Annotated in this window: 9 protein-coding genes and 1 riboswitch; of the genes, 4 read left to right on the top strand and 5 right to left on the bottom strand. The window is 70.7% G+C overall.

Annotated features, from left to right (window positions below):
• Positions 1-253: 253 nt before the first annotated feature.
• Both ICC28_RS10890 and ICC28_RS10885 read left to right on the top strand, forming a co-directional pair.
• Positions 254-1,123, top strand: coding sequence for an esterase/lipase family protein (locus ICC28_RS10890; RefSeq protein WP_188288256.1), 870 nt, complete (start codon positions 254-256; stop codon positions 1,121-1,123).
• A gap of 118 nt (positions 1,124-1,241) precedes the next feature.
• A complete protein-coding gene (locus ICC28_RS10885; protein ID WP_188288255.1) occupies positions 1,242-2,903 on the top strand; it encodes a M23 family metallopeptidase in 1,662 nt (553 codons plus the stop codon).
• A 61-nt stretch (positions 2,904-2,964) separates the two neighbouring features.
• Here ICC28_RS10885 and pcrA read toward each other — a convergent pair whose 3' ends face one another.
• Both pcrA and ICC28_RS10875 read right to left on the bottom strand, forming a co-directional pair.
• Positions 2,965-5,445 (bottom strand): DNA helicase PcrA, encoded by a 2,481-nt coding sequence (pcrA, locus tag ICC28_RS10880; protein ID WP_188288254.1) that lies wholly within the window; start codon positions 5,443-5,445, stop codon positions 2,965-2,967.
• Between the two features lie 96 nt (positions 5,446-5,541).
• Positions 5,542-6,609, bottom strand: a complete 1,068-nt coding sequence (locus ICC28_RS10875; protein ID WP_188288253.1) for a ScyD/ScyE family protein — start codon at positions 6,607-6,609, stop codon at positions 5,542-5,544.
• 274 nt (positions 6,610-6,883) lie between these two features.
• Positions 6,884-7,041: riboswitch (cyclic di-AMP (ydaO/yuaA leader) on the top strand.
• Between the two features lie 7 nt (positions 7,042-7,048).
• Between ICC28_RS10875 and ICC28_RS10870 the strand changes: the two genes are divergently transcribed.
• Positions 7,049-8,233, top strand: a complete 1,185-nt coding sequence (locus tag ICC28_RS10870; RefSeq protein WP_188288252.1) for a C40 family peptidase — start codon at positions 7,049-7,051, stop codon at positions 8,231-8,233.
• A gap of 31 nt (positions 8,234-8,264) precedes the next feature.
• On the opposite strand, the gene ICC28_RS10865 is transcribed toward ICC28_RS10870, so the two are convergent.
• Positions 8,265-8,618: a hypothetical protein gene (locus ICC28_RS10865; protein WP_188288251.1), complete on the bottom strand. Its 354-nt coding sequence runs from the start codon at positions 8,616-8,618 to the stop codon at positions 8,265-8,267.
• Positions 8,619-8,993: 375 nt separating this feature from the next.
• Here ICC28_RS10865 and ICC28_RS10860 point away from each other — a divergent pair, with 375 nt between their 5' ends.
• The gene (locus ICC28_RS10860) at positions 8,994-10,067 is read left to right on the top strand and encodes a C40 family peptidase (protein ID WP_188288250.1); all 1,074 of its coding nucleotides are present in this window, start codon (positions 8,994-8,996) and stop codon (positions 10,065-10,067) included.
• A gap of 44 nt (positions 10,068-10,111) precedes the next feature.
• Here the strand turns inward: ICC28_RS10860 and ICC28_RS10855 are convergent, their stop codons facing one another.
• Both ICC28_RS10855 and ICC28_RS10850 read right to left on the bottom strand, forming a co-directional pair.
• Positions 10,112-10,822: a LuxR C-terminal-related transcriptional regulator gene (locus ICC28_RS10855; RefSeq protein WP_188288249.1), complete on the bottom strand. Its 711-nt coding sequence runs from the start codon at positions 10,820-10,822 to the stop codon at positions 10,112-10,114.
• Positions 10,819-12,111, bottom strand: a complete 1,293-nt coding sequence (locus tag ICC28_RS10850) for an ATP-binding protein (RefSeq protein WP_223188647.1) — start codon at positions 12,109-12,111, stop codon at positions 10,819-10,821. Before ICC28_RS10850 ends, ICC28_RS10855 begins: the two co-directional genes overlap by 4 nt.
• Between the last annotated feature and the right edge of the window lie 148 nt (positions 12,112-12,259).

Raw genomic sequence — 12,259 nt, 5'->3', positions numbered from 1 at the left:
CGATCGCGCGCCGTGGTGGAGCGGCGCGTCGGCGAGGGCACGAACAGCACGTAGGGCAGGTAAGGCACGACAGCGGGGAGCCTCGTCGCCAGACCGGCAGGGAGCCTCGGCACGTCATCGGCGTCACACACGCCACACGCCGCACTCACCCCGCGCTGCCCGCTCGTGTACCGTCGGCCGCCCTCGTCGCGTCTTCCCACGAGGGCACACGGGGGACAGAGGCGTCCTCCTGTGTGCCGACAGGAGGTCGGCCATGAAGGTCACCAAGGCAGTACTGCCCCTTCTTCCGCTCTGCCAGCGGCTCCTGCCGAGCAGGCTGGCGGGACTCTCCCTGGCGCTTCTGAAGGCGACCGCCCTGGAGATCGCGATCCTCGCCGGACACCTCCTCCTCTATCCCTCCGGAATCGCCCAGGAGCGCAGGACCGCTCCGCCACTGCCCGCGCCGGACTCGCCGGACACCACCCGGCTGCCGACGGAGGCCAAGCCTCCGGTCGTCCTGCTGCACGGCTTCATAGACAACCGCTCGGTGTTCGTCCTGCTGCGCCGCAGCCTCGCCCAGCACGGCAGGCAGCAGGTCGAGTCGCTCAACTACTCACCCCTGACCTGCGACATCCGCACGGCGGCCGAGCTGCTCGGCCGGCACATCGAGGAGATCTGCGAGCGCACGGGCAGCGCGCACGTCGATGTCGTGGGCCACAGCCTCGGCGGGCTCATCGCCCGCTACTACGTGCAGCGGCTCGGCGGCGACGTCCGGGTGCGGACCCTGGTCACCCTCGGCACACCGCACTCCGGCACCCGGGTGGTGCCGCTGGCCAACGCGCACCCCATCGTGCGGCAGATGCGCCCCGGCTCGGCGGTGCTGGAGGAGCTGGCCATGCCCGCCCCCGGCTGCCGGACGCACTTCGTCAGCTTCTGGAGCGACCTCGACCACATCATGGATCCGCTGGAGACCGCCTGCATCGACCATCCCGACCTGATGGCGCAGAACGTGCGGGTGACCGGCGTCGGGCATCTCGCCCTGCCGGTGCACCCGGCCGTGGCCACCGGGATACGGCAGTCCCTGGACGCCGAACGGACAGGAGCAGAAGCCGCCGCCCACGCCGGCGGCCTGACAGTGGCGTAGAAACGGCTCCACGCCCTCTTCCACAGCCTGCGGACAGCAGCCGAACAGGCGACAGGGATCGAACACTCTTCGAACACAAAGCCAAAGTCGCGCCCGCAGTCCTCCGAAACACGGCCGAATGCCCGTTTCCTGCGGGCGCGAAACCTGCCGAAGATTGTCGCGCCCTCGTACCGCCGGGTACAGTCACCGCACTGCTCTGGCAGCCCCTGTTGTCGAGGCGAAAGAGAAGTTGGTGAACGACCGTCACCCGTCGGGGACCATGACCACCCCGGCTCCGGCTTCCGACGCCGCCTCGGCGCACTACGCGTCGTACGGCACCGAGGAAGCCCAGTACGGCGACTTCACCACGTACGGCGCCTACGACACCACCGGTTTTCAGCAGCCCGTCGGCACCTTCGACACCGACCCGCTCTTCGGCTGCATGCCGGGCGAGGGCACGGGCTCGTACGACTCCGGGCACGGGGCCACGGGCAGCCATCAGACGCTGAACTACGACGCGTACGCGGCCCAGCACCACGCCTCGTACGACACCGGCGCCTACGACACGACGGCCTGGACGGCCGACTACCAGCAACTGTCCGCGGTTCCCCAGCAGGCCACCGGCCCCGACGCCTCGGGCTGGGGCTCCCCGGCCTGGGGGACGGATGCGGGCACGTGGCTCCAGCCGGAGCAGTCCGGCACCCCCGCCGACCGGACCCAGCAGTGGGAATGGGGCACGCAGTCCTTCGACACCGGCGCCTACGACGCCACCCAGTGGAACGCCGCCGACAGCACCGCCACCGGGACCGGCGACTACGAGCAGCCGTCGGCCGAATCGTTCGACCAGCAGGCCACGGCGACCTTCGAGCAAGTCGCGTACGACGAGTCGTCGTACGACGAGACCGCGTATGGCGAGTCCGCGTACGACGAGACCGCCTACGGCGAATCCGCCGCTGACGAGGACGAGTTGACCGGCACCGGCGAACTGCCCGCCGTGGCCCCGGTCCTCGACGGCCAGGAGGACGCCCCGGCGCCGGGCTCGCGCGTGGCGGCCCGCAACGCCGGCCGCTCCCGTCGCCGTACCCCCGCCAAGCGCTCCGCGCTGCTGACCGTCGCCGTGCCGTCGGCGTGCGTGATGGGTGTCGCGGGGATCGCCGCGGCCTCCGTCAGTACCCTGACCGACGACCAGGACAACACCTCGACGACCGCGTCCGACGCCAAGGCCGTGCAGCCGTCGGCGGCGAACAACAAGCTGAACACCCAGCTGGAGAGCCTCTCGGCCGGCGCCGCGGACTTCGGCGACCGGGTCAGCCGTACGCAGGAGCGCCTCGACCTCAAGGCCCAGCAGGAGGCCGAGCGGAAGAAGGCGGCCGAGGAAGCGGCCCGCAAGGAGCGGCTGCGCCCGAAGTTCGCGCTCCCGGTCGCCCAGCACGGCCTCAGCGCCTACTACGGCCAGGCCGGCATCAACTGGATGTCCGTGCACACCGGCATCGACTTCCCCGTCTCCTACGGCACGACGGTGATGGCCGCGACCGACGGCACCGTCCGCACGCAGTGGAACAGCGCCTACGGCAACATGATGATCGTGACCGCGATGGACGGCACGGAGACGTGGTACTGCCACCTCTCCAGCTACCGCGTCCCCTCCGGCACGACCGTGAAGGCCGGCGACCCGATCGCGTACTCCGGCAACTCCGGCAACTCCACCGGCCCGCACCTGCACTTCGAGGTGCGGCCCGGCGGAGGGTCGGCCATCGATCCGCTGGCCTGGCTGCGCAGCCACGGACTGGAACCGTCGTAGGTCCGGTCCGCGGCCGAAGTCGTGAGCCGTGGGCCGGGGCCCGGACCGCGGGGCCGAGGGGCTACAGCTTCTCGACCGGCGCGTACCGCAGCAGCAGCCGCTTGGGCTTGGTGTCGCCGAAGTCGATCGTCGCCTCGGCGTTCGCCCCCGTGCCCTTGACCGCCATGACCGTGCCGAGCCCGAACTGGTCGTGCGTGACCCGGTCGCCCACCGCCAGTGAGACCACCGGCTTCTCGGACGTCCGCCGGGTGGCGAAGCCGGACGCGCCGGAGGCCGAGGAACGCGAGCGGGAGGACGACAGCGAGGCCGCCACCCCCGAGACGGGCCCGGCGGACGCGGGCGCGGTCGCCCCCGTGCGCTTCCAGTCCACGTGCTGTCCCGGGATCTCCTCCAGGAAGCGGGAGGGCGGGTTGTACGACGGCTGCCCCCACGCGCTGCGCAGCGACGACCGCGTCAGATACAGCCGTTCCCGCGCGCGCGTGATGCCGACGTAGGCCAGGCGGCGCTCCTCCTCCAGCTCCTTGGTCTGGCCGAGGGCGCGCATGTGCGGGAAGACGCCGTCCTCCATGCCGGTCAGGAAGACGACCGGGAACTCCAGGCCCTTGGCGGTGTGCAGGGTCATCAGGGTGATGACGCCGGAGCCGTCCTCGTCCTCGTCGGGGATCTGGTCGGAGTCGGCGACGAGCGCGACCCGCTCCAGGAAGTCGGCGAGCCCGGCCGGGGTTTCCCCCGACTCCTGCTCGAACTCCAAGGCCACGGCGGCGAGTTCCTGGAGGTTCTCGATACGGGTCTCGTCCTGCGGGTCGGTCGAGGCCTGCAACTCGGCGAGGTAGCCGGTGCGTTCGAGGACCGCCTCCAGGACCGTCGCCGGACCGGCGCCGGACTCGACGACCGTACGGAGCTCCTCCATCAGCGCGTTGAACCGCTTCACGGCGTTCGTCGACCGCGCGGCCATGCCGTACGCCTCGTCGACGCGCTTGAGCGCCTGGGGGAAGCTGATCCTCTCCCGCTGGGAGAGGGCGTCGATCATCGCCTCGGCGCGCTCGCCGATGCCGCGCTTGGGGACGTTGAGGATCCGGCGCAGCGGGACCGAGTCCTCCGGGTTGGCCAGCACCCGCAGGTAGGCCAGGACGTCCCGGACCTCCTTGCGCTCGTAGAAGCGGACGCCGCCGACGACCTTGTAGGGCAGGCCGACGCGGATGAAGACTTCCTCGAAGACGCGGGACTGGGCGTTGGTGCGGTAGAAGACGGCGACGTCGCCGGCCTTCGCCTCGCCCGCGTCCGTCAGTCGGTCTATCTCGTCGGCGACGAACTGGGCCTCGTCGTGCTCGGTGTCGGCGACGTAGCCGGTGATGCGCGCGCCCGCGCCCGCGTTGGTCCACAGGTTCTTGGGGCGGCGGGACTCGTTGCGCTCGATGACGGCGTTGGCGGCGCTCAGGATGGTCTGCGTGGAGCGGTAGTTCTGCTCCAGCAGGATCGTCGTCGCGTCCGGGTAGTCCTCCTCGAACTGGAGGATGTTGCGGATGGTGGCGCCGCGGAAGGCGTAGATCGACTGGTCGGCGTCACCCACGACGCACAGCTCGGCGGGCGGCACGTCGTACTCGTTCGGCGGTACGTCGACCGGGTGCTCCGACGTCCCGACCAGCTCCCTGACCAGGGCGTACTGGGCGTGGTTGGTGTCCTGGTACTCGTCCACGAGGACGTGCCGGAAGCGGCGGCGGTAGTGCTCGGCGACGTCCGGGAAGGCGCGCAGCAGGTTGACCGTCGTCATGATCAGGTCGTCGAAGTCGAGGGCGTTCGCCTCGCGCAGCCGGGACTGGTACATCGCGTACGCCTGGGCGAGGGTCTTCTCGAAGCCGTCGGAGGCCTGGGCCGCGAAGTCCTCCTCGTCGATCAGCTCGTTCTTCAGGTTCGAGATCTTGGCGCTGAAGGACTTGGGCGGGAACCGCTTGGGGTCGAGGTCGAGATCGCGGCAGACGAGTGCCATGAGCCGCTTGGAGTCGGCGGCGTCGTAGATCGAGAAGGAGGAGGTGAAGCCGAGCTTCTTGGACTCCCTGCGCAGGATCCGCACGCACGCGCTGTGGAAGGTCATCACCCACATCGCGTTCGCGCGCGGGCCGACGAGCTGCTCGACGCGCTCCTTCATCTCGCCGGCGGCCTTGTTGGTGAAGGTGATCGCGAGGATCTGCCCCGGGTGGACGTTCCGCTCGGCCAGCAGGTGGGCGATGCGGTGGGTCAGCACCCGGGTCTTGCCGGATCCGGCGCCGGCCACGATGAGCAGCGGGGAGCCGGCGTGGACGACGGCGGCGCGCTGGTTCTCGTTGAGCCCCTCCAGCAGCGCGGCGGCGTCGAGCGCCGGGCGCGGGGCGCCGTCGCGGTAGTGGGTGTCCCGGTCCGGGGGCACGTCGAACTTCCCGCCGAACAGATCGTCCGGAACGGGCTCCGGAGCGTGCTCGTCCTCGGGCGGCGGCGGAGGCTCCTCCTCGTGCCCGCGGGGGGTCTGGAGGTCCGCCAGGAAGCTGTCGTCAAAGAGGCTGCTCATCGCTCTCCGAGTCTAGGGCGCCCCACTGACAGCCCGCCGCCGCCCCGAGAACATCACCCGGTTCAGAGGCCGGGATCTTGCTGGTCCCGGAGGTCCTCAGAAGCCGATGATCTTCCAGATCTGGCCACCGGGCGTCCTCTTCCCCTCCAGCACCGTCCCGTCACGGTCCGCGACCGACCAGGCGGAGACGTACACCTTGCCGTCGTGAGGGTCTACGGCCAGGCCCGCCGGGAAGGGCACCTTCACGTTCGTACGCTTGCCGCCCGAGACCTTCGTCACGACGCCCCGGAAGAGCTGGCTGACGTAGAGGTCGCCGCCGCTGTTGAAGGCGAGGCCGCTGATCGGCCCGAAGCCGGACCTCCAGCCGAGGATCCTGCCCGTGCGGGGGTCGATCTTCCACACGCGCGCGGTGGGCTTGTCGGTGATGCCGTTGAGCTCGCCGACGTAGAGGTTGCCGTCCGGGCCGAGGGCGAGCGAGGTCGGGACGGACTCGCGCCTGTCGTGGTCGGGGAGGACGGTGAAGGGGCGCGCCTTGCCGTGCTTCGAGACGACCACGAGGTCGTTGCCGGCCGCGTCGGCGACGATCTTGCGGCCGTCGGGGAGGGCGAGGACGGCGTACGGGTTGGACCCCACGCTCGCCTTGTGCGGGTTGTGCTTGAGCTCTACGGCGGAGATGTCCGCGGCGATCTTCGCCTTGCCGCGGTCGACGCGCAGCAGCTTGCCGAGTTTGTTCCACGGCGGGGTGGTGGGCACCCCGGCCTCGGGCGGCGCGAAGGTCTCGACCGCCCACAGCTCGCCCCACAGCGCGGAGACGCCGTCCACGCCGGTCGCGAAGCCGCCGTCCGGTGCAGCGCCCGAGGGCAGCCCCCGCACCACCCTGTGGTGCTTCCACGCGCCGCCGTCCCAGTAGACCTTGGTGACGGCCGACGTGAGGCCGATGCAGGTCTCCCCCTCCGGGCCCTCCCCGATGCACTTCCTGCCGCCGCGGCCGGCCTCGGCGACGTAGAGCCGTCCGTTGTCGTACGAGAGCTGGCGCGGGTTGTCGAGCCCCTTGGCGATCACGCGGACGACCGGCTCGGTGTCCGTGGCGGTCGCGGGCGCGATGCCCGCGGTGGCGGCGAGCGCGACGCCCACCGCGACAACGAGTGACTTGCGCTTCCTCATGACCGATCCCTCCCACCCACGACGCCCGACCGTGGCTGGCTGGAAACTAGCCTCTGGAAACGGGCGGACGTCGCCATTCCGGGCAAAATACGTACAAGTCGCCGCAGATCATTCCGTATTGGCCACCCTCGGAGACGCCCTGACCAAAGGTCACGAAAATGTATCGGGCATATCACCCACCAACCTTCACAGGCGCCACACGAGTTGGCTACCGTGCCGGGCAGGCCGTACGACCCCCACCGGCGAACGACGCCGGGCCGCGCGGCCTTCCGCCGAGTCCGGTGCGCCCAACCGCAGCCGGAGCCGGGGACCCAACCGAACCTTGGGGTGAATCGACCGACTCCCTCACCGGGAAAGGGTCGTAGGGCAACCCTTCCGAACCACCCGCCCGAACCCGACAGCTAACTCGGTAGGCGGACGATGGAAGGAGTCGCCTCCCTTGGCGTCGCACCGCAAGCCGCGTCCCGCGGGGACGCGCGTAGCCGGCATACGCACCCCCGCCCTCGCCACGGCCGCCCTCACCTCCGTGGCCCTGCTCTCCCAGACGGCCGACGCCAGCCCCTCGGCCGACGACAAGCCGAGTCTCGAAGAAGTCGAGAAGAAGGTCGACGACCTGTACCGCCAGGCCGGGTCGGCGACCGAGAAGTACAACGCGGCCAAGGAGAAGACCACCAAGCAGCGCAAGAAGGCCGACGCCCTTCTCGACGACGTCGCCCAGCGCACCCAGAAGCTCAACGACGCGCGCGAGGAGCTCGGTTCCTTCGCCGCCGCCCAGTACCGCACCGGTGCCGCCGCCCCCGACACCGCGACCTTCCTGCTCGCCGACTCACCGCAGGACTACTTCGACCGGACCCAGCTGATGAGCCGGATGACCGGCCGTCAGAAGGCGGCGGTCGACGACTACATCACGCAGCAGTCGGAGACGATGGAGAAGCGCAAGGAGGCCACCGAGAGCCTCCAGACGCTGTCCGAGTCGCAGAGCGACCTGAAGACCGCCAAGGCCACCGTCCAGCGGAAGCTCTCCGACGCGCGCGAACTGCTCTCCCGGCTGACGGCGGAGGAGAAGGCCCGCCTGGCGGCGATCGAGAAGCGCGAGCAGGAGGAAGCCGCGCGCAAGGCGGCCGAGCTGGCGCAGCAGGCCGAGGAGGAGCAGCGCCGACAGGAGGCCGAGGCGGCGGCAGCGGCCGAGCAGGAGGCCGGCACCTCCACCGCCGGGTCGTCCGAGTCCGGGTCCGGGGCCGCGTCCACCGCCGACTCCTCCTACGCCGCCAAGGCCGAGAAGGCCCTCGCCTTCGCCCGCGCCCAGGTCGGCAAGCCGTACGTCTGGGGCGCCACCGGCCCCGACTCCTACGACTGCTCCGGCCTCACCCAGGGCGCCTGGAAGGCCGCCGGCGTCACCCTCCCGCGCACCACCTGGGACCAGGTCAACGCCGGCACCACCGTCTCCCTCGCCCAGGCCCAGCCCGGCGACCTCGTCTTCTTCTACGACGACATCAGCCACGTCGGCCTCTACATCGGCAACGGCATGATGATCCACGCCCCGAAGCCGGGCACGTACGTCCGCGAGGAGTCGATCTACTACGACGGCGAGGGCTCGATCTACAGCGTGGTGCGGCCGGCCTGAGCACCCCTGGAACCACTGGGCCGGGAGGGGCTCAGGTCCACAGTACGGCGATGAAGACGTTCGCCGTGGTGAGCAGCCCCACCAGCCCGAACATCCCCTTGTCCACCTTTTCCTCGTCCCGCTTCACGTAGACGAGGCCGAGGATCACGACCAGCAGGGCCAGCTTCACACCGATCTTGACGTTGTTGACGGTCTGATCGTCCGCCTGGTTGAGGCCGACCAGGATCAGGCCGGTGACCAGCATCGTCAGCGCGCCGTGCAGCATCGCCGGCCCGAAACGGGCGGTGCCCTCCCCCATCGCCTTCATCTGGGTGAGGAAGCCACCGAGGAGAGAGGCGATGCCGATGATGTGCAGGCCGACGAAGAGATGGATGAGTACGTCCATGGGGCGGAGCCTAGCCCCCCTCCAGATCTTGCATATATGCGCCCCATAGCACCCCGTCACTCACACGAACCCCGGAATCCCCACTTCGGTCATCGCCCTGCGTGAACCCGACGAGCGCTCTCCGGCGACACGGTCACATGCGGTCAACGCGCGATCCACTCACGACAGTTCCCTACAAGGCGTTACCCACCGGACACACCCAGGTTTAGCGTCCTCCACCAGGTGACCGGCTCCCCACCGCCGCCCGGGCCAGGGGCGGCAGTCGGACACCACCGCCGAGAAGGTCCGGCGGCGGCCTGCTCCCCCTGCGCGAGCCGCCGCCGGACGCGCGGACAAGGCGGTCGTACGAGTCGTGCGAAAGGACGTGCAGTCCACGTGGCAGCACACCGCAAGCCCCGACAACGCTCGGCCGGCGGTCATACGGCCCGTACCGCCGCGACGGTCGCCCTGGCCGGCGCGGCCACCGCGGCGGGCTTCGAGGGCACCGGGCACGCCGAGCCCAACCTGACACCGGCGCAGGTCAAGGCGAAGGTGGACCAGCTGTACCAGGAGGCGGAGGCCGCCACCGACAAGTACAACGGCGCGAAGGAGAAGGCGGAGGCGGCCGAGGGGCGGCTGAGAACCCTGCGCGACGAAGCCGCCCGCAAGACCGAGAAACTCAACGCCACCCGGGACGCGCTCGGTTCGATGGCCGCGGCGCAGTACCGCGACGGCGGCCTCGACCCCGCCCTCCGGCTCGCCCTCTCCGACGACCCCGACGCCTACCTCGACGGCGCCGAGTTCGTCGAACGCGCGAGCACCCGGCAGGCGGCCGACGTGTCCCGCGTACGCGAACAACTGCGGGAGATCGAGCAGTTGCGCGGCGCCGCGCACATCGAACTGACCTCGCTCAAGTCACGCCAGGCGGAGCTGAAGCAGCACAAGAAGACGATCACCGGCAAGCTGGACACGGCCCGCCAACTCCTGTCCCGCCTGTCGGCGGAGGAAAGGGCGCAGGTCGTCGGGGACACGCCCACCGGAACCGACCGCGCCACCCGCACCGGCGTCCGCGACGAACTCACACCCCAGGGCGCCTCCACCGCCCCCGCCGCCGCCCCCAACTCCCGCGCGCAGGCCGCCATCGCCTACGCCCACGAGAAGATCGGCAGCCCCTACGTCTGGGGCGCGACCGGCCCCGACGCCTTCGACTGCTCGGGCCTGACCCAGGCCGCGTACCGCGCCGCGGGCATCTCCCTGCCCCGCACGACGTACGCCCAGATCGGCGCCGGCCGCCGCGTCTCCCGCTCCGAACTCCTCCCCGGCGACCTGGTGTTCTTCTACTCCGGCATCAGCCATGTGGGCCTCTACATCGGCAACGGACGGATGATCCACGCCCCGAACCCGACGGCCCCGGTCCGCATCGCCCCCATCGACGAGATGCCGTTCGCGGGGGCCACGCGGGTGGTGTGAGCGGGGGCCGGCCAGTACCGACGCCCGTGACGTCCCCGCTGCCCTCAGACCAGCCGCCGCGCCGTCGCCCACCGTGTCAGCTCGTGCCGGTTGGACAGCTGCAACTTCCGCAGGACGGCCGAGACATGGGACTCGACCGTCTTCACCGAGATGAAGAGCTGCTTGGCGATCTCCTTGTACGCGTACCCCCGGGCGATCAACCGCAGTACCTCGCGCTCGCGTTGGGTGAGGCGGTCGAGGTCCTCGTCCACCGGTGGCGCGTCCGTCGAGGCGAACGCGTCCAGGACGAACCCGGCGAGCCTCGGCGAGAACACCGCGTCGCCCTCCTGGACGCGGAAGACGGAGTCGACGAGGTCCGTGCCCGTGATCGTCTTGGTCACGTATCCCCGCGCGCCGCCACGAATCACGCCGATCACATCCTCCGCCGCGTCCGACACGGACAGCGCGAGGAAGCGCACGGGCTGCTCGGTGTCGGCCATCAACGGGGCGCAGCGGCGCAGTACTTCGACACCGCCGCCACCCGGCAGGTGCACGTCGAGGAGGACGACCTCGGGCCGGGTCGCGGTGATGACCGTGACCGCCTGGTCGACGTCCGCGGCCTCGCCGACGACCTCGACGCCGGTCTGCTCGGTCTGGCCGATCTCGGCCTGCACCCCCGTACGGAACATGCGGTGGTCGTCGACGAGGACCACGCGCACCCGGCGCTCGCCTGCGCTGCCCGGGGCCTCCGCCGTACCGTTCGCCTCGTCGCTCATGACGTCTTCTCCGCCCTCTCCATCTCCAGCTCGACCTCCGTGCCGCCGTCCGGCACCGCGCGCAGTCGCGCCGTGCCGCCGTTGCGCTCCATGCGGCCGATGATCGATTCTCTAACGCCCATGCGGTCGGCGGGTATCGAGTCGAGGTCGAAGCCGGGGCCGCGGTCCCGGACGGACACGAAGACCGTCGTCCCCTCGACTTCGGCGTAGACCTGAACGGCGCCGCCCTCGCCACCGTACTTCGCGGCGTTCACCATCGCCTCGCGCGCGGCCTGCATCTGTGCCCCGAGCTTCTCGTCGAGCGGGCAGTCACCCACCACGACGACCTCTATGGGGACACCGTGCTTGTCCTCGATCTCCGCGGCGTTGCGCCGGACCGCGTCGGCGAGCGTCGTGGGCTCGTCGGCCTCGTCCTTGCCGGTGCCCTCGGGTTTGTAGAGCCAGGTGCGCAGGTCGCGCTCCTGGGCTCGGGCCAGCCGGCGCACCTCGCCGGCGTTCTCCGCGTTGCGCTGGATCAGGGTCAGGGTGTGCAGCACCGAGTCGTGGACATGGGCGGCGACCTCCGCGCGCTCCTGCGCGCGGATGCGCATCAGGCGCTCCTCGGACAGGTCCTGCGTCATGCGTACCAGGTACGGACCCGCCAGGAGCGTTATCCCGACGAGGACCGCGAGGGCCGCCTGGAGGACGGAGCCGAGGTGGGCGGCGGAGCCCTGGAGGACGAAGATGCCGGAGACACCGGCCGTGACCAGCAGCACGCCGCCCGCGGCACGCAACAGGGTCAGGGTGCGCCGGTGCTTGCCGACCTCCATCCAGCGGGCCCGGCGGGCGTTGTCCGCCTGCCGCCAGACCAGGGCGACGCCCGCGCCGACGAGCACGGCGGGCCAGAGGTAGGCCTGCGCCCCGCTGCCCAGGTCGACACTGCCCACGAAGACCATGGCCACCACGACCATGAGGAGCAGGGCGACGATCTGCCCCTTGTCCGGTCTGCGGGCGACGACTCTGCGACGGCCGTCCGCCGAGGTCTCGGTGGTGACGAACGAGGTCGCCCGCTGGCCGCCGACCCCGCCGACGCCTAGCGGCACGAAGAACCAGAACGCGGCGTACAGCAGCGTGCCCAGGCCGTCCGCCATGAACAGGGCGACGAAGACGAGCCGCACCCAGATCACGGGCAGCCCGAGGTGCCCGGCGAGCCCCCGCGCCACGCCACCGAGCCAGCGTCCGTCACTGCTGCGGTAGAGCTTGCGCGGCGGCCGCGGCTCGACGACTGGCGCTGCTGCGGCTTCCGACATGCCATCGATGGTCACACGAGCGGCAGGGCCGGGCATCAGGGTTGACCCCCGAGACTCCCCCGATCTTCGGTCCGCTGCCCCGTCGAACAGCTCCCGGGCGCCGGATCAGGGGCGATATCAGGGTCCGGCCAGGGTCATTCCGACTGCC

This window comes from Streptomyces sp. TRM68416 (genome assembly GCF_014596915.1).
Taxonomy (GTDB): Bacteria; Actinomycetota; Actinomycetes; order Streptomycetales; family Streptomycetaceae; genus Streptomyces.
The sequence above is the reverse complement of the archived record's forward strand: the minus strand, read 5'-3'. Positions and strand labels throughout refer to the sequence as shown.

Bases quoted from the DNA above. Each gene is read 5' to 3' on its own strand.
- ICC28_RS10890 (WP_188288256.1), top strand. From the start codon at position 254: ATGAAGGTCACCAAGGCAGTACTGCCCCTTCTTCCGCTCTGCCAGCGG.
- ICC28_RS10885 (WP_188288255.1), top strand. From the start codon at position 1,242: ATGCCCGTTTCCTGCGGGCGCGAAACCTGCCGAAGATTGTCGCGCCCT.
- pcrA (WP_188288254.1), bottom strand. From the start codon at position 5,445: ATGAGCAGCCTCTTTGACGACAGCTTCCTGGCGGACCTCCAGACCCCC.
- ICC28_RS10875 (WP_188288253.1), bottom strand. From the start codon at position 6,609: ATGAGGAAGCGCAAGTCACTCGTTGTCGCGGTGGGCGTCGCGCTCGCC.
- ICC28_RS10865 (WP_188288251.1), bottom strand. From the start codon at position 8,618: ATGGACGTACTCATCCATCTCTTCGTCGGCCTGCACATCATCGGCATC.
- ICC28_RS10855 (WP_188288249.1), bottom strand. From the start codon at position 10,822: ATGAGCGACGAGGCGAACGGTACGGCGGAGGCCCCGGGCAGCGCAGGC.
- ICC28_RS10850 (WP_223188647.1), bottom strand. From the start codon at position 12,111: ATGTCGGAAGCCGCAGCAGCGCCAGTCGTCGAGCCGCGGCCGCCGCGC.